The sequence below is a fragment of the Aquitalea aquatilis genome, from assembly GCF_005155025.1.
In the GTDB taxonomy this organism is placed as follows: domain Bacteria; phylum Pseudomonadota; class Gammaproteobacteria; order Burkholderiales; family Chromobacteriaceae; genus Aquitalea; species Aquitalea aquatilis.
Map to the genome: position 1 here is coordinate 2934640 of NZ_CP039731.1, position 18750 is coordinate 2953389.

Annotated in this window: 17 protein-coding genes; 9 read left to right on the forward strand and 8 right to left on the reverse strand. The window is 59.1% G+C overall.

Annotated elements, in window-relative coordinates; translation table 11 throughout:
- Nucleotides 1–574 precede the first annotated feature (574 nt).
- The 4 genes from FAZ30_RS13850 to FAZ30_RS13865 all read left to right on the forward strand — a co-directional run bounded on the left by FAZ30_RS13850 (nucleotide 575) and on the right by FAZ30_RS13865 (nucleotide 5305).
- On the forward strand, nucleotides 575–1675 hold the full coding sequence (locus tag FAZ30_RS13850; RefSeq protein WP_124643427.1) for a polyamine ABC transporter substrate-binding protein: 1101 nt from the start codon (nucleotides 575–577) through the stop codon (nucleotides 1673–1675).
- A 289-nt stretch (nucleotides 1676–1964) separates the two neighbouring features.
- Nucleotides 1965–2873, forward strand: a complete 909-nt coding sequence (locus tag FAZ30_RS13855; RefSeq protein WP_124643428.1) for an ABC transporter permease subunit — start codon at nucleotides 1965–1967, stop codon at nucleotides 2871–2873.
- 5 nt (nucleotides 2874–2878) lie between these two features.
- Nucleotides 2879–3715 carry an ABC transporter permease subunit gene (locus FAZ30_RS13860; protein WP_124643503.1) on the forward strand — a complete coding sequence of 279 codons (837 nt, stop codon included), beginning with the start codon at nucleotides 2879–2881 and terminating at the stop codon, nucleotides 3713–3715.
- A 132-nt stretch (nucleotides 3716–3847) separates the two neighbouring features.
- On the forward strand, nucleotides 3848–5305 hold the full coding sequence (locus FAZ30_RS13865; protein ID WP_137009635.1) for a DUF3138 family protein: 1458 nt from the start codon (nucleotides 3848–3850) through the stop codon (nucleotides 5303–5305).
- A gap of 13 nt (nucleotides 5306–5318) precedes the next feature.
- Here the strand turns inward: FAZ30_RS13865 and FAZ30_RS20895 are convergent, their stop codons facing one another.
- The gene (locus FAZ30_RS20895; protein ID WP_281279196.1) at nucleotides 5319–5447 is read right to left on the reverse strand and encodes a hypothetical protein; all 129 of its coding nucleotides are present in this window, start codon (nucleotides 5445–5447) and stop codon (nucleotides 5319–5321) included.
- Here FAZ30_RS20895 and FAZ30_RS13870 point away from each other — a divergent pair.
- Together FAZ30_RS13870 and argS are read left to right on the forward strand one after the other, a co-directional pair.
- Nucleotides 5446–6480 (forward strand): MBL fold metallo-hydrolase, encoded by a 1035-nt coding sequence (locus FAZ30_RS13870; protein ID WP_168190849.1) that lies wholly within the window; start codon nucleotides 5446–5448, stop codon nucleotides 6478–6480. The genes FAZ30_RS20895 and FAZ30_RS13870 overlap by 2 nt on opposite strands.
- A 176-nt stretch (nucleotides 6481–6656) precedes the next feature.
- On the forward strand, nucleotides 6657–8375 hold the full coding sequence (gene argS, locus FAZ30_RS13875; protein WP_137009637.1) for an arginine--tRNA ligase: 1719 nt from the start codon (nucleotides 6657–6659) through the stop codon (nucleotides 8373–8375).
- A gap of 107 nt (nucleotides 8376–8482) precedes the next feature.
- Here the strand turns inward: argS and FAZ30_RS13880 are convergent, their stop codons facing one another.
- From FAZ30_RS13880 to tyrS, 5 genes are all read right to left on the reverse strand, one after another.
- Nucleotides 8483–10279 carry an aminopeptidase P family protein gene (locus FAZ30_RS13880; protein ID WP_205676601.1) on the reverse strand — a complete coding sequence of 599 codons (1797 nt, stop codon included), beginning with the start codon at nucleotides 10277–10279 and terminating at the stop codon, nucleotides 8483–8485.
- Nucleotides 10280–10441: 162 nt separating this feature from the next.
- Nucleotides 10442–11806 carry a DEAD/DEAH box helicase gene (locus FAZ30_RS13885; RefSeq protein WP_124643431.1) on the reverse strand — a complete coding sequence of 455 codons (1365 nt, stop codon included), beginning with the start codon at nucleotides 11804–11806 and terminating at the stop codon, nucleotides 10442–10444.
- 361 nt (nucleotides 11807–12167) lie between these two features.
- Nucleotides 12168–12956 carry a hydroxypyruvate isomerase family protein gene (locus FAZ30_RS13890; protein ID WP_205676602.1) on the reverse strand — a complete coding sequence of 263 codons (789 nt, stop codon included), beginning with the start codon at nucleotides 12954–12956 and terminating at the stop codon, nucleotides 12168–12170.
- 5 nt (nucleotides 12957–12961) lie between these two features.
- Nucleotides 12962–13960 (reverse strand): NAD(P)-dependent oxidoreductase, encoded by a 999-nt coding sequence (locus FAZ30_RS13895; RefSeq protein WP_246043359.1) that lies wholly within the window; start codon nucleotides 13958–13960, stop codon nucleotides 12962–12964.
- Between the two features lie 40 nt (nucleotides 13961–14000).
- Complete coding sequence (gene tyrS, locus FAZ30_RS13900; protein ID WP_124643432.1) at nucleotides 14001–15278, reverse strand: tyrosine--tRNA ligase; 1278 nt, start codon at nucleotides 15276–15278, stop codon at nucleotides 14001–14003.
- Between the two features lie 286 nt (nucleotides 15279–15564).
- Here tyrS and FAZ30_RS13905 point away from each other — a divergent pair, with 286 nt between their 5' ends.
- Nucleotides 15565–16206, forward strand: a complete 642-nt coding sequence (locus FAZ30_RS13905; RefSeq protein ID WP_246043360.1) for a cytochrome b/b6 domain-containing protein — start codon at nucleotides 15565–15567, stop codon at nucleotides 16204–16206.
- A 65-nt stretch (nucleotides 16207–16271) separates the two neighbouring features.
- Here the strand turns inward: FAZ30_RS13905 and FAZ30_RS13910 are convergent, their stop codons facing one another.
- Nucleotides 16272–16709 carry a c-type cytochrome gene (locus tag FAZ30_RS13910; protein WP_137009639.1) on the reverse strand — a complete coding sequence of 146 codons (438 nt, stop codon included), beginning with the start codon at nucleotides 16707–16709 and terminating at the stop codon, nucleotides 16272–16274.
- 96 nt (nucleotides 16710–16805) lie between these two features.
- Complete coding sequence (locus FAZ30_RS13915; RefSeq protein ID WP_137009640.1) at nucleotides 16806–17246, reverse strand: c-type cytochrome; 441 nt, start codon at nucleotides 17244–17246, stop codon at nucleotides 16806–16808.
- Nucleotides 17247–17397: 151 nt separating this feature from the next.
- On the opposite strand from FAZ30_RS13915, the gene FAZ30_RS13920 reads away from it, so the two are divergent.
- Complete coding sequence (locus tag FAZ30_RS13920; protein WP_137009641.1) at nucleotides 17398–17832, forward strand: Fur family transcriptional regulator; 435 nt, start codon at nucleotides 17398–17400, stop codon at nucleotides 17830–17832.
- Entirely contained in the window at nucleotides 17820–18746 is a 927-nt protein-coding gene (locus FAZ30_RS13925) for a CobW family GTP-binding protein (protein ID WP_168190850.1), read from the forward strand. Before FAZ30_RS13920 ends, FAZ30_RS13925 begins: the two co-directional genes overlap by 13 nt.
- Nucleotides 18747–18750 lie beyond the last annotated feature (4 nt).

Here is an 18750-nt window from a genome sequence, read left to right on the forward strand (position 1 = left end):
AATGATCAGATGTTCAGAATAGTAAACACGGACCGCCGTCAAGAGCATTCGGGTGTTGAATTTTTTGCGCTGCAAAATAAATTCATGTTGCGGCTGAATGTCTTTGTGGTTAAAAAGCTGTAACACCTCACCACAGATTGTGGATTTTATTAAACATTACAGAGGTGCTATCTACAGTGGAGGAGGCTTGGTAATGGGGAAGGTCTACCCTTGCGGGAAACAGGCAGCAAACGGTCAGTGCAATGCGCTGCCCTGCCAGCCGGTTTCCACAGGTTTCCTGTGAAAATAATAAATATAGGACGACTCGTGGCCTGCGCCGCAAGCTCGTTGTCTCTTGCCTGACACTTGCCGGGTCCAACTGGGATAGCAATAGCCAGAGTGGATAGGATGGGGTTATAACTGTTGTGCACGAATATTGCTTGATACCTATGCGTGCCATTGTTGCCCCAGGTTTGGCGCTGACCGGATTTGAGGGGAAAACCCCGGACGGTCAACAGGAGGTGCAGTTCATCAGGTCCCTGAGTCCCCAGACAACAGGGAGTTTATGGTCTTGCAATACATTAGGAAGCCTGTAATGAAGAAGAAACTTGTCAAGAAAGTGCTGTGTTCGCTGCTTCTGCTGTTGCCTAGTGCAGGCGTACTGGCAGAAGACAAGGTACTGAACGTCTACAACTGGTCCGACTACATCGCCAAGAGCACCATTCCTGGCTTTGAAAAGCAGTCCGGGGTCAAGGTCAAGTACGACGTCTACGACAGCGACGATACCCTGCAAGCCAAGATGATGACCGGCCGTGCCGGTTACGACATCGTGGTGCCTACTTCCAACTTCATGGCCAAGCAGATCGAGGCCGGTATCTACCAGAAGCTGGACAAGTCCAAGATCCCCAATCTGGCGAATCTGGACAAGGCGCTGATGGCCAAGATCCAGGATGCCGATCCGGGCAATGCGCACGGCGTGCCGTGGGCTTATGGTACCGATGGCCTGGGTTACAACTTCACCAAGGTCAAGGCCATCCTCGGCAAGGACACCCCGCTGGATAGCTGGGACATCCTGTTTGACCCGAAATACGTTTCCAAGCTGAAGGGCTGTGGCGTTTCGGTACTGGATCAGGCCAATGACGTATTCGCCGTTACCCTGCATCATCTGGGCAAAGATCCCAACAGCAAGAACCCGGCCGACTACCAGGCTGCCTTCGAACTGCTGAAGAAAATCCGCCCCTACATCACCCAGTTCAACTCTTCCGGCTATATCAATGACCTGGCCAACGGCGACATCTGCCTGGCGCTGGGCTGGTCTGGCGACGTTAACATCGCCAAGCATCGTGCTGCCGAAGCCAAGCGTACCTACCAGCTGGGCTATGTGATTCCCAAGTCCGGCGCACCGATCTGGTTTGACGTGATGGTGATCCCGAAAGATGCACCGCATGTCGATGCCGCCCTCAAGTGGATCAACTACATCGAAAATCCGGAAGTCAATGCCGCGATTACCGACGAAGTGTTCTATCCAACGGCCAATGCGGCTGCCCGCAAGTTCGTGAAGCCGGAAATCGCCAACGATCCGTCCATCTACCCGCCGGAATCGGTCATGAAGACCTTGTTCCTGCTCAAACCGCTGCCGTCTGACATCATGCGTCTGCAGAACCGTCTGTGGACCCAGTTGAAGACTGGCCGCTAAACCGTGTCCTGACCGGCCGGGTGGATGTTCGCCCGGCTGGTTCTGACCTGCACGGTCCCTTGGCCAAGTGCCGCAGGGATTGATGCAACAGCCGCTGCTACCGTATTGCCGGAACAGCAGATGGCTAAGAAAAAGTAGTACTGGAGTGAGGGTTACAGTCTGGTTCTGGAGAGCCGGGCTGTAGTGAAACGTAAGTCATCACATCAGGGCGAGTCGTGACAGGGCCTTGATATGATGGCTGTAAAGATGTGCTTGGCAAGCCGGTCCCACCGGCCAAGTGGTGCTAAACATGAAAAGTCTCAATTTTAGTCGATGGTTTCCGTCCGGCAGGACTACCGTCATTGGTGTTCCCTTCCTGTTTTTGTTTGTGTTTTTCCTGCTGCCCTTCCTGCTGGTAGTGGGCATCAGCTTCTCGCAGCAGCAACTGGGCATTCCGCCCTATACGCCGCTGACCAAGATGGAAGACGACGTCTTCACCCTGGTGCTCAATATCGGCCACTACAAGTTCATGCTGGGTGACGATCTGTATTTCGCCACCTATATCAGCTCGGTGAAGATGGCTTTTGTCTCCACCGTACTGTGCCTGCTGATCGGCTACCCCATGGCCTATTACATCGCCCGTGCGTCCGAGTCTGCTCGTGACACGCTGATGATGATGGTGATGCTGCCGTTCTGGACTTCCTACCTGATTCGCGTCTACGCCTGGATCGGCATTCTCAAGAACGATGGTTTCCTGAACCAGTTCCTGATGTGGCTGGGTGTCATCGATACGCCGCTGCGGCTCTATCACACCAACTGGGGCGTGTATATCGGCATGGTGTTCTCCTACCTGCCTTTCATGATCATGCCGCTGTATGCGCATCTGGTGAAAATGGACCTGCGTCTGCTGGAGGCCGCCTATGACCTGGGTGCCCGTCCGTGGAAGGCATTTGTCCAGGTGACCTTGCCGCTGTCGAAAAACGGCATCATCGCCGGCAGCCTGCTGGTATTCATTCCGGCGGTGGGCGAGTACGTGATTCCGGAACTGCTGGGTGGTTCGGACACGCTGATGATCGGCCGCGTAATGTGGGACGAATTCTTTAACAATATGGACTGGCCGATGGCTGCAACCGTGACCTGCGCCATGGTGCTGCTGCTGCTGGTGCCGATGGCCCTGTTCCAGCATTACCAAGCAAAAGTGATGGAGGAAGTGAAATGAGCACGATGAAACCCAGCAAGCCGCTGTCGTATGCGGTACTTGGCTTCGGCTACTCCTTCCTTTATCTGCCCATCGTGTTGCTGATCATCTACTCGTTCAACGAGTCCAAGCTGGTGACGGTGTGGTCGGGTTTTTCCACCAAGTGGTATTGGGCACTGCTGGAAGATGACGAGCTGATCAATGCCGCCCTGCTCAGTATCAAGATCGCCCTGATGACGGCTACCGCCGCCGTAGTGATTGGCACCTGGGCGGGTTTCGTGATGGCGCGGCTCAACCGCTTCCGCCTGTTTCCGTTGTTTGCCGGCATGATCAATGCGCCGCTGGTGATTCCTGAAGTGATTCAGGGTATCTCGCTGCTGCTGCTGTTTGTGGCCATGGAGCAAACATTCGGCTGGCCGGAAGGGCGGGGCGTGTTCACCATCTGGATCGGTCACGTGATGCTCTGCGTGTCCTATGTGGCCATCGTGGTGCAGTCCCGTGTGCGTGAACTGAACCGTTCGCTGGAAGAAGCTGCCATGGATCTGGGGGCGCGTCCGCTCAAGGTGTTCTTCGTGATCACCCTGCCGCTGATCTCCCAGGCACTGGTGTCCGGCTGGCTGCTGTCCTTCACCCTGTCGCTGGATGACCTGGTGCTGACTGCCTTCCTGTCCGGCCCGGGTTCCACCACGCTGCCGATGGTGATCTTCTCCCGTGTCCGTCTGGGTCTGAACCCGGAAATGAACGCCTTGGCCACCCTGTTCATCATCGTGGTGTCGGTAGGTGTCGTGGTGGGCAATCTGTACATGCGCTCGGTACAGCGCAAGCGTGATCGTGAAATGCAACTAGCCTTCAATCAGGCGTAAGCCGGGAAGACAAGTCGTAGGTAACGACGGGGGCAGCAGCAGGGATAACACAGCATTCCGGTTGCTGCCCCTTTTTTGTACGTGCAGTGAAAACAACGTGGTATCCATGCAGTAGTACAAGGGAGAAGTGTGATGAAGAAATTGTTGATCAGTGCACTGATCGCAGGTCTTCCCGGCGTAGCCATGGCTGATGCCAAGGGAGACGAGATCGCCAAGCTGAAGGCCCAGTTAGAGGCCCTGCAGGCGCAAATGCAGCAGTTGCAGAAAGCGGTGAATGCGGCAACCGCTGCCAAGGCGCCGGAGGCGGATGATGCCAATACCGAGCTGAAGCAGCGTGTGGCGGGGATGGAAATGAAGGTGGACAAGCTGACGACCGACGCCAGCGAAGGCCCGATTGCCGGCCTGAGCGTGACCGGCTATCTGGATCCCACCTATCTGTATAACCGCAGTGGCAAGAGCTCGGGCTTCCAGTTCGTCAACCACAATAGTGGTTATGCCTATACCAACAGCACCTTCGGCGATGTCTATCTGGACATCAAGAAAACCTTCGGGGTAGGCCCGATGGCGCCGAGTGCCGAAATCACCATTCTGCCTAATCGTGGTTCGGGCAATACCCTGCTGGATGGCGGTGGCACCAACAACATCATCAATACCGCGATGATCAACTTCCCGGTATCCGATACCACCCAGTTGGTGGCCGGCCTGATGAATAGCTTTGGTGGCTACGAAGTGCAGCAGTCTAACCAGATGAACACCATTACCCATGGCCTGCTGTATGACTTCAGCGATCCGGGCAGTTATGTGGGTGCCGGTTTCAACTGGGCGCATGGCGCGTGGGCCACCAAGTTCATGATTGCCAACGAGCAGTTCCGCACCTCGGCCAATTCGGTGGATACCAATAATGGCAAGTCGGCCAATAACACGCCCAGTGTGACCGGCCGCTTTGACTACACCTGGAGCAGTGCGCTGGATATTGGCGCTTCGGCCAATGTGGGGCGTCAGTCGCTGCTGGCGCATACCGATTCCAGTGGCACTGCAGACAAGACCTACGGCTATCAGGGCTCGTCCAGCAACCCGTATAGCAATTACTACTTTGCCGAGCTGGATGCCACTTACACCATGACCGACGGCGTGCTGAATGCCGAGCTGGATTATGGCCGGCAGAAACAGGCGGCCTGGAATGGTGGCGATGCCGTCTGGTACGGTTTCTCGCTGTTGGCACACCAGAAGTGGAGTAGCGAGCTGTTTGGCCGCATGGGTGCCACGCTGCGTTACGACTACCTGAATGACAGCAAGAACGGTGGCGGTGGCGGTGGTATTGCCCTGGGGCAGTCGAGCGGTGTTGATGGCACTAACGGCTTTGGCATCTCCCAGGCTTGCTTCAGCAATAGCACAGCCAATGGTACCGACTGCTCGGGCGCTACCCGTCAGGCGTTGACTGCGGCCTTGCTGTTCTACCCGACCGATCAGCTGACCCTGAAGATGGAATACCGCCACGACTGGGCCAATCGCGACGTGTTCCTGCGTAACGATGGTAACTATCGCAAGAGCAACGACATCTTTGCTGCTCAGGCGGTGTACAGCTTCTGATTGCTGGACTGCTTCACTGCTCGAATGGCCTCCACTGGAGGCCATTTTTCATGGGATTCCCTTTGCCGGTTTCCTGTTTTGGCTTGGCAAAGCAGGGCCGGGGCGGCACACTCAGGGCATTGTCCTTGTTGGAATGCTTCATGTTCAGACGTCCTGACTGGCTGGCCTCGCTGTTCAATCGTGCTCCGTATGCTGCAAAGCCGGCGGCGCGTCATCATGGCCCAGCCGGCTATCGCAATCTTTACCCTTTTGTCCTGCCTACGCTCGGCAGCTTGTTGCACTGGAAGCTGGCGCAGTGGTGGCGTCCGCGCCCGGATCACCGGCCGGAAATGGTCCCGCTGAGCGCTGGCGATGCCGCCGCCCTGTGTGCTAACCGTCAACGCACATCGGTGACCTGGCTGGGGCATGCCAGCAGCTTTGTTCAACTGGGTGGGCAGAATGTGCTGATTGATCCGGCGCTGTCGCCACGGGTGTCACCGTTTCGCCACCTGGGGCCGAAGCGGCAAGTGCCTTTGCCCATTGATTTGCCGGATTTGCCGCATATCGATCTGGTCTTGCTGACGCATCTGCATTACGACCATCTGGATTTCCCTACGCTCAAACGGCTGGCGCGGCAGCCAGGTGGGGCGCCGGATTTCGTGGTGCCGCTGGGCGTGGCACGTGCGGTGCGCGCTGCCGGTGTGCCGGCCGAGCGGATCGTCGAACTGGACTGGTGGCATGCGGTTGAGCGGGGCTCGCTGCGTGTGCTGCTGACGCCGGCACATCACTGGAGCAATCGTGGCCCGTGGGGGGATCTGAACAAGGCCTTGTGGGGTGGCTATCTGCTGGAAGGGGCCGGCTTGAAGATCTGGTATCCCGGCGATACCGGCTATCAGGCCGAGCTGTTTCATGAAATCGGCCTGCATATCGGGCCGGTGGATTTTGCTCTGCTGCCTATCGGGGCTTACGAGCCGCGCAAGGTGATGCGGGCGCAGCATGTCAATCCGGATGAGGCCGTGCGCATTTTCAAGCATGTGGCGGCGCGCAAGGCCTGGGCGGTGCACTGGGGCACCTTCATCCTCACCGACGAGCCAATACAGCAACCCATGGCGGAGCTGGCGATGGCCTTGCGCGAGCAGGAGGTCAGCCCCGCCGATTTCATGCTGCCGGCCATCGGGGAAACCATCTGGCTTTAGCTGTTCGGGGCTGGTGTGGTGCAGGATGGCGGTATTTTGCCCCTGATTGGCGCACAAGACGCCATTTTGCTGCGATGCAAACATTGCCCCTCAGGGCAGGGGGGCATACAATCGACAGTGTTATTTTTTCGAAAACGAAGGCTTTTTTTCGTTTTCACAGCAATATGGGGCTATGCATGACGATTCTGCAATTAATTAATGAACGGGTGCAGGCAGCGCTGAGCGCTGCTGGCGCGCCGGATGCGCCGGCGGTCATTCAGCCGGCTTCCAAGCCGGAATTCGGCGACTATCAGGCCAACGGCGTGATGGGTGCGGCCAAGGCGCTCAAGACCAATCCGCGCGAACTGGCGCAAACGGTGGTTGCTGCGCTGGATTTGCAAGGCATTGCCGACAAGGTGGAAATCGCTGGTCCGGGTTTCATCAATATTCATCTAGCCCCTGAATATCTGGCCCGACGCAGCGAAGTTGCCCTGAAAGATGTGCGGCTGGGTATTGCGCCGGTAGCGCCGCAACGCGTGATGGTGGAGTATTCCTCGCCTAATCTGGCCAAGGAAATGCACGTAGGCCACCTGCGCTCGTCCATCATTGGCGATGCGCTGGCGCGCGTGATGGAATTTCTTGGCCACGACGTGGTGCGTGCCAATCATGTTGGCGACTGGGGTACCCAGTTCGGCATGTTGACCGCCTACCTGGTGGAAATCCGCCAGGCCGGTGACAACGCGCTGGAATTGTCCGATCTGGAAACCTTCTACCGCAATGCCAAGGTGCGCTTTGACGAAAGCGAAGAGTTCGCCGACCGCGCCCGTGATTATGTGGTGCGTCTGCAAGGTGGCGATGCCGAGGTGCTGAAGCTGTGGGCGCAGTTTGTCGACATTTCGCTCAAGCATTGCGAGGCGGTGTACCAGAAGCTCAATGTCGGCCTCAAGCGCGAGCACGTGCGTGGCGAGTCCTCCTATAACGACGACTTGCCGGTCATTGTGGATGAATTGCGTGCCGCTGGCCTGCTGAGCGAAAGCGATGGCGCGGAGGTGGTGTTCCTGGAAGAGTTCCGCACCCAGGATGACGAGCCGATGGGCGTGATCATCCGCAAGAAAGATGGTGGTTTCCTGTATACCACTACCGATCTGGGTGCCGTGCGCTACCGTCACAAGGTGTTGAATCTGGATCGCGTCATCTACGTGGTGGATGCGCGGCAGAGCCAGCACTTTGCCCAGATGTTCAGCATCTGCCGCAAGGCCGGTTTTGCGCCGGAAAGCATGCTGCTGGAGCATGTCGGCTTTGGCGTGATGATGGGTGATGACGGCAAGCCGTTCAAGACCCGTTCCGGTGGCACCGTCAAGCTGATCGAACTGCTGGACGAGGCGGAAGAGCGCGCCTATGCGCTGGTTTCGGAAAAGAACCCTGATCTGTCCGAGGCGGCAAGACGTGAAATCGCTGCCACCGTGGGTATTGGCGCGGTGAAGTATGCCGACCTGTCGAAGAATCGCATGAGTGACTACATCTTCAACTGGGATACCATGCTGGCCTTCGAGGGCAATACTGCGCCTTATCTGCAGTATGCCTACACCCGCGTGCAGAGCGTGTTCCGCAAGGCAGAAAACGTCGATGCCAATGCGCCCATCGTGATTACCGAGCCGGCTGAGAAGCATCTGGCGGCGGCACTGGCGCAGTTTGAAGACACCTTGCTGTCGGTGGCCGATGGTTGCTATCCGCACTATCTGTCCAACTATCTGTACCAGATTGCCACGCTGTTCTCGCGCTTCTACGAGGCCTGCCCCATCCTGAAGAGTGAGGGTGAGGTGCGTGCCAGCCGTCTGCAGCTGGCTGCGCTGACTGGCAAGACGCTGAAGACCGGCCTCGACCTGTTGGGTATCAAGGTATTGGAAACCATGTAAGCCAGTGTTGCTGGCCTGACATGAAAAACGCCCTGAAATATCAGGGCGTTTTCTTTTGCTGATGGCCGGTGAGGCGCAACGCAGGAGCGGCGGTTCTGTTGGTGCGTCTAAATCGCCTGCGTATTGTGCAGCAGCCAGTCGCGGGCTGGGCCATCCACCAGTGGCAGCAGGCGGGTGCGTACTTCTTGGTGATAGTGGTTCAGCCAGTCCACCTCCTGCCGTGACAGCAGGCCGTGCTCGATGCAGCGGGTGTCGATAGGGCAGAGGGTGAGTGTTTCGAAGCGCAGGAAGTCGCCAAAGCCGTTCTGCTCGGCATCCACGTTCAGCACCAGGTTTTCGATGCGCACCCCCCATTGGCCGGGACGATAAATGCCAGGTTCTACCGAGGTGATCATGCCTTGCTGCATCGCCATGCTGGGGTCTGGCAGGCTGCGTGAAATGGTCTGCGGGCCTTCATGTACATTGAGGAAATAGCCTACGCCATGGCCGGTGCCGTGGCCAAAGTCGATATTGTGCTGCCACATCGGAGCGCGGGCCAGGGCATCCAGCATCGGCGACAGGGTGCCACGCGGAAAATGCGCCATCGACAGATTGATGGTTCCCTTCAAGACGAGGGTGAAGTCGCGCTTCTGCTCGGCGCTGGGCGTACCCACCGCCACCACGCGGGTGATGTCGGTGGTGCCGCCCAGATACTGGCCGCCGGAGTCGATCAGCAGCAGGCCATCGCCGCTGATGTGGGAATGCGCTTCTGCTGTGGCATGGTAGTGTGGCAGCGCGCCATTGGCATTGAAGCCGGCAATGGTGGCGAAGCTGGGCGAGACAAAGCCGGGGCGGCGGGCGCGGGCGGCGGTGATCTGCTCGTCGATGGTCAGTTCGGTGATGGTTTCGCGATTGACCGCGTTTTCAAACCAGGCAAAGAACTCACATAGCGCAGCGCCATCCTGCTCCATGGTGGCGCGCACCTGGGCGGCCTCGGCGGCGGTCTTGCGCGATTTGAGCAAGGTGCTGGGATTGATGGCGCTGATGACGGTGGTTTCTGCGGCAATCGCCTGGCGCAGGCCCAGCGTGATGCGGCGCGGGTCGATCAGGATGCTGTGGCTGGCGGTCAGTTGGCTGAGTGCAGTTTTGGCCAGGTGGTAATCCGCCAGCTCAATGCCGTCAGCGGCGAGTTCAGCTTGCAGTGTGGCATCCAGCTTGCTGGTGTCGACAAACAGTGTGGCTTGTTTCGGGCTGATCAGCGCATGGCTGATGAAGACCGGGTTGTAGCTGACATCGGCCCCGCGCAGATTGAACAGCCAGGCGATGTCGTCCAGGGTGGAGATGAAGTGATGACTGGCGGCTGTCTGTTGCATGGCCTGGCGCACGGCCAGCAGCTTGTCTGCACGACGGGTGCTGGCAAACGGAGCAGAGTGCGGGTAGATGGCAGCATGAGGCAGTGCCGGGCGTGCCTGCCAGATTTGCCCGACCAGATCGATGTCGGTACGCAGCTGCACACCCTTGGCGTGCAGGGTGGTTTGCAGGGCTTGTGCTGCCGCCAGGCTTAATACATCACCGTCTACGCTCAGCGTCTGGCCGTTGCCCAGCTGCTGTGCCAGCCAGTCCAGATGCTGGGTGCTGGCGGCGGTCTGGATTTTCATCAGGGTAATGCCGCTACCCAGCAGCTCCTGTTCGGCTTGTTCCCAGTAGCGGCTGTCGGCCCACAGGCCGGCCTGGTCCAGGGTCACGATCAAGGTGCCCATCGAGCCCTTGAAGCCGGACAGCCATTGTCGGGCTTGCCAGTGTGCGGGCAGGTATTCCGACAGGTGGGGGTCGGACGACGGGATCAGGCAGGCATCAATATGATGTTGCTGCATGGCCTGACGCAGGGCAGTCAGACGCTGGGGAATGGTGGAGAGGGTGGTCATGCGAGCTCCGATACGGGTAGTGCAGATATTCTGGGCGTGCTTGCCGCGATCTGACAAGCCAGTTTATACCGGTGCCTGCATGAGTTTTCCGAATGCCAGCCTGGCTGTGGGCATGAAAAAAGGCGATCCGGAGATCGCCTTGTTCAATCCACTGCGTATTGCTTAGTCAGCGCGCTGGGTGCTGCGCTGGCCTTGGCTGGCGCTGGACGAACGCGGACCGCGCTTGTCGTAGCTGCTGCTGCCAGTGCCACGGCCGTAGCCACCTTCGCGACGCTCGCGACCGTAGCCATTGCCACTGCTGCTGCTACCGCTGCCACGGCGCTGACCTTGGCCTTGGGCACCGTAACCACCCGGCTTGCCGTTGCGACGCGGGCCTTTCGGCGGGCGACGGGTCGGTTCCAGGCCTTCGATGACGCCTTCGGTGATCTGGCGCTTCAGGTATTGCTCGATACGGCGAACCTTGTGGAATTCTTTCGATTCCGCCAGGGTGATGGCGGTGCCATCACGACCGGCACGACCGGTACGGCCGATACGGTGCACGTAGTCTTCAGCTTGCTTGGGCAGGTCGAAGTTGACGACGTGGGTGATGGTCGGTACGTCGATGCCGCGAGCAGCAACGTCGGTTGCAACCAGGATTTTGATACGGCCACGACGCAGGTCGTTCAGGGTACGGTTACGCCAGCTTTGCGGCATGTCGCCATGCAGGCAGGCGGCGGAGTAACCCTGGTCGGACAGCTTGTCGGCCAGTTCTTCGGTGTAGGCCTTGGTAGCCGAGAAGATCACGCACTGATCAAAACCCGATTCTTTCAGGATGTGATCCAGCAGACGATGCTTGTGGTTCAGGTCGTCAGCGTACAGCAGGTGTTCTTCGATGGTGCCGCCGGAGGTTTCGGTACGGGCGATTTCGATGCGCTGCGGATCGCGGGTCATCTTTTCGGCCATGCGACCAACGGTGCCGTCCAGGGTGGCGGAGAACAGTACGGTCTGACGGGTTTCCGGGGTGGCCTTGACGATGGTTTCGATGTCATCGATGAAGCCCATGTCCAGCATGCGGTCGGCTTCGTCCAGTACCAGCATTTCCAGACGGGAGAAGTCGATGCGGCCGGAGCGCATGTGGTCCATCAGACGGCCCGGGGTAGCCACGATCAGGTCGATCGGGCGGGACAGGGCGCGGGTCTGGTAGCCGAAGGAAGCGCCACCAACCAGGCAGGCGGTTTTCATCCAGCGCAGGTCCTTGCCGTATTCCAGGGCGTTTTTCTCAACCTGTTGCGCCAGTTCGCGAGTCGGGCACAGCACCAGAACGCGCGGACCTTGACCCTTGCCAGTGGAGCGCTCGGACAGCTTGGTCAGTGCCGGCAGCAGGAAGGCTGCGGTCTTGCCGCTACCGGTTTGGGCGGAAACCAGCAGGTCGCGGCCAGCGATGGCAGCGGGGATGGCTTCGGCTTGTACGCCGGTGGGCGAGGTGTAACCAGCAGTTTCGAGTGCGCGCAGAATGGTCGGGGCAATGCCCAGATCGGAGAAATGCATAATATCCTTTCAAACCGGAGTAGAGCCGGTGTCGCTTGGCCAGGAGATGTGGCGGTTAGCAGCCTCGTATGAGGCTGTCGGTCATCGGCACCAACCTGTGCAAGCGGCGAACAGCAGTCCAGTCAAAAGAGACACTACGTGGACGAAGCCTGGAATATCGGTCAGGGACGATGAAGCATCACACCGGCAATGCTGCAGAACAGCTGCAAATACTGCCGGTGGAAATGGAAATCAGAAGGGTTGGCACTTTACGGTAAAATTAAAGCGTTTGCAAGCTGTTTTTGCAAAGTGCTTGGCTAAGTGATTGATTCACCGCCAGGTGATGTCGCAAAAAGAGAAAAATTGCATATTTCTGCAATATTCAGCCCTGCTGGCCATTCATGGCTTGCTTTGCCAGTAATGGCTGCAGCCATTGCACTGCACCATCGGTATCGCGATATTCCGCGCCACTCCAGTAAGCATAGGGCAGGCTGGCCAGCTGTGCGAACAGGGCGGCGAAATCCAGTGCGCCACTGCCCGGTGCGCCGCGTCCCGGCACATCGGCAAACTGCAGGTGGCCGATGCGCTGCCAGTGTTGGCGCAGCAATGGCTCCAGTGCTTCGCCCATGCGGGCCATGTGATAGAGATCGATCTGCCAGTAGAGATTGGCATGTGCTGGCAGTTGCTGCAGCTCGCTGAGCGTGCTGATGAGAAAGTCCGGCATGTCATGGCGGTTGATGGCTTCCACCGTGGTGCGTATCTGCTGCCGGCCCAGCGTGTCAGCGGCCAGTAGCAGATTGCCATGCAATACGGCGATGGCTTGTTCACGGCTGCAGCCGGCGGCCAGCCGCCCTGGCAGGATATTGACGGCTTCCACACCCAGAGCGGTGGCGTAGTGCAGGCATTGCTGCAGTCCGGCGGCGAATTCCGCTTTCCGACCCGGCGTGCCGGCCAGGCCGCTGCCACCTTGCATCAGGTCGCCGGCCGGGGCGTTGATCAGCACCAGCTTGAGCTGGTTCTCTCCCAGCCATTGCTGCAGTTGTTGCACGCTGTGCTCGTAGGGAAATTGGATTTCCACTGCCTGAAAGCCTGCCGCGTGGGCAGCGGCAAAGCGCTGTGGCCAGGGCAGGTGGGCAAACAGCATGCTCAGATTGGCCGATAGTTTCAGCATGGGGCTTACTCCTTGTCCTGGTAGAGATGAATGACGCTGCTCAGATCGGCGTTGCTGTGGCCTTGTGCCGCATGCAGGCGCATCAGCTGGCTGGCCAGTGCGGCCAGCGGGGTGGCGGACTGGCTTTGTTTGGACAGCTGACCCGCGTTGTCCAGGTCTTTCAACAGGGTGGCGACCTTCCACTGCACCGGCTCCGCCTGCCGTGCGGCCATACGCGGGGCCAGGATCTGCAGCGGCAGCGAGTCGGCAAAGCCGCCAGCCAGCGCGGGGGCCAGCAGGCTGGCATCCACGCCATTGTTTTCTGCCAGCGCGACCGCTTCGGCAATCAGCATGGCATTGGCTGCCACGATCAGCTGATTGCAGATTTTGCTGACCTGGCCGCTGCCGACCTCTCCCATGCGGGTGATGCGCTGTGACAGCGGCTGCAGTGCTAGGCTGGCCCGGCCGATATCCTGCGCGCTGCCACCGGCCATGACCACCAGCGTGCCTTGTGTCGCGCCATTGACACCGCCGGATACCGGCGCATCCACCCAGCTGGCACCTTGCTGCTTTGCTCGTTCTGCACAGCGGCGGGTGGTGTCCGGGTCGATGCTGGAAAGGTCGATGATCAGTTGTCCGCTGCGCAGGCTGCTTTGCAACTGGCTGAATACGGCTTGCACGGCGGCGGCATCGGCCACGCACAGCATCAGGATGTCGCTGCGTTCCGCCAGTTCGGTCAGTGATGCACTGACATGCAGGCCCTCCGCACCGGCCTGTTGCAGCTTGTCGGGCGAACGGTTCCATACGCTAAGGGGAAAACCGGCGGCTTGCAGCCGTCGGCATAGGGGCAGGCCCATCAGGCCCAGACCGATAAAGCCGATTCTTTCCATGATGCTTGTCTCGCTGGCAGGGTGAGGTGGCGGAAATTCTAGCGGCCTGGCTGGTGTGCCGTCGAGCGCTGCCGGGCAGCAGCTGGCGTTGAAAATGGCGGCATCGCTACGCTGTGTGCGTAAGGATGCCGCCATGAGCGAGCTGCGGTTTTGGCCAGCCTGCTTCAGGCTGAAATCAGGCCTGCCATTCGATCAGGGCGTAGTTTTTCTTGCCGCGCTTGAGCAGGCTGTAGCGGCCAAATAGACGGTCAGCGGCAGTGAAGCGATGCTCGATGCTGTCTGCCTTGTTGCCATTGATGCTGACTGCGCCGCTCTGGATGAAGGTGCGTGCCTCGCTCTTGGACTTGGCCAGACCGCCATTGGCAACGGCGTCGATCAGGCTGTCGTCGGCACTGTTCAGTACAAAGTGCGGCAGGCCGTCCTGTGCCAGCTGGGCGAAGTCGTCTTCGGTCAGGCTGGACAGATCGTTGCTGAACAGGCTCTGGGTAATGCGCTGGGCGGCGGCCAGTGCGGCTTTGCCGTGTACCAGTTCGGTCACCTGTTCGGCCAGGATGCGCTGGCCTTCCGGCTTGCCTTCGCGCACCTTATCGGCCTCTTCGATGGCGGCAATCTCGGCGACCGACAGGAAGCTGAAGTAGCGCAGGAATTTGTACACGTCGGCATCAGCCGTGCCCAGCCAGAACTGATAGAAAGCGTAGGGCGAGGTTTTGCGTGCGTCCAGCCAGATGGTGCCGGATTCGGTCTTGCCGAATTTGGTGCCGTCCGACTTGGTGACCAGCGGCATGGTCAGGCCAAACACCTGCTGCTGGTTCAGGCGACGGGTGAGGTCGGTGCCGGCCGTGATATTGCCCCACTGGTCGGAGCCGCCGATTTGCAGCTTGCAGCCCAGGCGGCGGTTCAGTTCGGAGAAGTCATAACCCTGCAGCAGGCTGTAGGAGAATTCGGTGTAGGAAATGCCCTGGTCGTCGCGGCTGATACGCTGCTGCACGGCTTCTTTCTTGATCATGGCATTGACCGAGAAATGCTTGCCGATGTCACGCAGGAATTCCAGCGCGCCCATGCCGCCAAACCAGTCGTAGTTGTTGGCCATCACCGCGGCGTTGTCGCCTTCGAAGGACAGGAAGGGTGATACCTGGGCGCGGATTTTTTCCACCCAGCCTTCGATGATGTCCGGGGTGTTCAGCTTGCGCTCGGTGGCCTTGAAACTGGGGTCGCCAATCATGCCAGTGGCACCGCCTACCAGGGCGATGGGGCGGTGACCGGCTTGCTGGAAGCGCTTGAGCATCAGGATGGGAACCAGGCTGCCGATATGCAGGCTGTCAGCCGTGGGGTCGAATCCGCAATACAGGGTAAGCTGTTCCTTGGCCAGGAGTTCGGACAAGGCAGCGGCGTCTGTGGTTTGCGCGATCAGGCCGCGTGCCTCCAGATCTTCCATCAGTGAAGCTTGGGTCATTACATTCTCCAACTCAATGCGTGAAAACACAGCCGCAGCGGGCTGTCAGTGCGGTAGCCGGTATCCGCTCCGGGCAGGGCTGGCTGCGCAGGGGCGGGCGGCGAAAGGGCTAATACTACCCGAAAAGCGCGGATTTTTGGATCCGAAACCGGCAAATGGCCGTGTCTGGGCGGTGTCGCCGTCCGGCTGTTAACAGAGATTAAGGAGTCGGGAGTAGGCAGTATCGTGCTGGCTGGTTACACTTTTCACTTTGAACAATTGCCGAGCGAGGGAGACGATGGTGCAGATGATCAAGGTGTGGGATGCCCCGACACGGTTTTTTCACTGGAGCCTGGTGGCGCTGTTTGCCGGCATGTGGTTCAGCGGCGAACAGGGTGGCGATTGGCTGCACTACCATGTGCTGTGCGGCGAAGCCGTGGCGGCGTTGCTGCTGTTTCGTTTGATCTGGGGTGTGGTCGGCAGCCAGACTGCCCGCTTCAGCCAGTTTGTCAAAGGGCCGGCAGCCATCCGTCGCTACCTGCAGGGTGGGCAGCAGGAGCAGCCCGGTCATAATCCACTAGGTGGCCTGATGGTGGTGGCCTTGCTGACCGTGTTGCTGTTGCAGGTGGCGAGCGGCTTGTTTGCCAGTGATGTGGACAGCTATACCTTCGATGGCCCGCTGGCCAAGCTGATTGCCAGTGGCCTGTCCGAATCGATTACCGGTTTTCACAAATTGCTGTTCAACTTCATCCTGCTGCTGGTGGCCATGCATGTGGCAGCCATCGTGGCATACCGGGTGTTAAGGAAGCAGAATCTGGTCAAGCCGATGCTGACTGGCTATCAGGAGGTGTCCGGCGATGTAGCGCCGCTGCGCTTCCGTTCCGGGCTGCTGGCAGTGCTGGCCTTGTTGGCGGCCGGTGGTGGTGTTTTTCTGCTGACCCGCTTGTAAAAAACGGCGGGTAAGTCATAAAAAAGCCCTGCACTGCAGGGCTTTTTGCATTGGTGGGCTGCTGCTTATTTTTCCGGGCCGCGGAAACTGTCGTGACAGGCCTTGCAGCTTTGCGCCACGACGCCATAGCTCTTCTTGATGCTGGCGAGGTCGCCGTTGCGTGCGGTGCTGTCTAGATCGCTGACGGCCTTCAGGAAAGTATCGCGTGCTGTCTGGAATTTGGCCGGCTGGCTCCAGATTTCCGGCTTGGCGCGGCTCTTGGCATCAATGCTGCCAGCCGGGAAGTGATTGAACGGCTCGCCGGCAATCTGCTTCAGCGAGTCGGCCATGACGATGAATTTGGCCTTGTTGTAGGGGTCGCGTTCGCGTACCACCATGCCCATGGGTTCGAAGGCGCGCAGCACCTTCTTGAAGCTTTGAGTGCGGATTTCGGCGGGCGAATCGGCCATGGCAGCCGGAATGGCCAGTGCGGCAAGCAGCAGGGCGGTAACAGTCTGTTTCATGTTGGCGCTACGGTGGTTGGAACTGCGTTGTGAGGAGACTTCATAAAAAAAGTTCAGCAACTTCGCTGAACTTTTGCTGATCAAGCCCTGAGTTTATCAGTCTTTGCGGAAGCCGTCGTGGCAGCTCTTACAGGTTTTTTGCACTGCAGCAAACTGATTCTTGATGCTGGCCACATCACCGTTGGCAGCTACTTGCTTCAGCTTGCCGGTTTCGGCCTTGAAGTTGTCGACAGCCTTGGTCCAGTCGGCGGCCTTGCTCCAGATTTCCGGCTTGGCATCGGTCTGGTGCTTGGCCTGGCCGCTGGCGCTGCCGGCCGGGAAATGCTGCCACGGCTGCTGGGCGATTTGGTCCAGGTGGGTGGCCAGCTTGCTGAATTCATCTTTGTTGAAGGCGTCACCCTTCACCATCTTGCCCATGGCTGCGGCATCTTTCTTGAACTGCTTGAAGATGGTCTGCCGTGCGGCAACCGGATCATCCGCGGCAAAGGCCGGGCTGGCCAGTAGGGCGCAAAGGCTGAGCATGAGGATTTTTTTCATGTGGGCTCCTTGGTGAGGGTGGCTGCCTGGAATGTCGGCAGACCAACAGGCTAGCATGACTGCCGCGCCGACAATACCCACTAAGTGTTAATGGTTGTATTGATGTGATGTTATACAGTAACATTCGGTTCATTGTGACGGGAATAGGCCTATGAACAGCAATCAATATCTGCAGGCGGCCGAGCTGCACTGCGAGCAACGTGGCTGCAAGCTGACTGCGCTGCGCAAGCAGGTGCTGGAGCTGGTGCTGCGCCATGAAGGTGTGGTGAAGGCTTACCAGGTGTTGGCCGACCTGCAAAAAGAGCGCGGTGCGGCGGCACCGCCCACTGTGTATCGCGCGCTGGATTTTCTGGTAGAGCAGGGGCTGCTGCATCGGGTCGATGCGCTGAACGGCTTTATCGTCTGTGACCATTTCGAGTGTCAGCACGAAAGCATGATTCTGGTTTGTGAAACCTGCGGCAAGGTGCAGGAGGTGGATGTGATGGCGGCGCTGAATGGCCTGCGCGATGTCGCCCTGGCCGCCGATTTCACCCTGAGTCACCAGAACCTGATGCTGACCGGACTTTGCAAGGCATGTCGAATATGAAAAAAACCATCGTCAATCTGTTTACCGGCTTTCTCGGCGTGGGCAAGACCACGGCGCTGCGCCATCTGATCGCTACCCGTCCGGCTACGGAAAAATGGGCGGTGATCGTCAATGAGTTCGGCGAAGTCGGTATCGATGGTGCCGCGTTGATGAATGATGAGCTGCCGGTGGCGGAAATTGCCGGCGGCTGTCTGTGCTGTGTGGCTGGCCCGCAGATGACGGCCACCGTTGCCACGTTGTTGCGACGTGAGCGGCCGGACCGTCTGCTGATCGAGGCCAGCGGGCTGGCGCATGCCGCTGGCGTCATCGACGAGCTGCGTGCCAAGCCGCTGGGCGATGCGTTGGAAGTGGGGGCGGTGCTGACGCTGGTTGATCCGCGCCAGTTTGTCAGCCCGGATTATCTGCGCCAGCCGCTGTACCGCGACCAGGTAGCCATTGCCGATGTGCTGGTGGCCAACAAGACCGACATGGCCGATGTGGAAACGCTGGAAGCCTTCCGTGCCCAGGCCGGCAAGCTGTTTCCGCCCAAATCGGTGGTGGCCGAGGTGCGCGATGGCCTGCTGGATGTGAGCTGGCTGGATGCCGCCGTGACTCTCAAGCCGCGTTATCGGCCGGCGATTACCGCCGACAGCGGCAGTGGCTGGGATTCTGCCGGCTGGACCTTCTCGCCAGAGCAGGCCTTCAGCGGCGAAAAACTCACCGATTTCTTCGACACCTTGCCCAAGCTGCTGCCCGGCCTGGTCAGGGCCAAGGGTGTGTTCAAGGTGCTGGACAGCTGGGTCTGGCTGAACTGGGTGGAAGGGCAGTGGAGTGCCAGCCAGGTGTCATGGCGGCGCGACAGTCGGTTTGAACTGATTGCCCCGACACTCGATAACGCAAAAGTAGAAGCGGCCTTGCAGGCCTGCTTCGAGTAAGTAC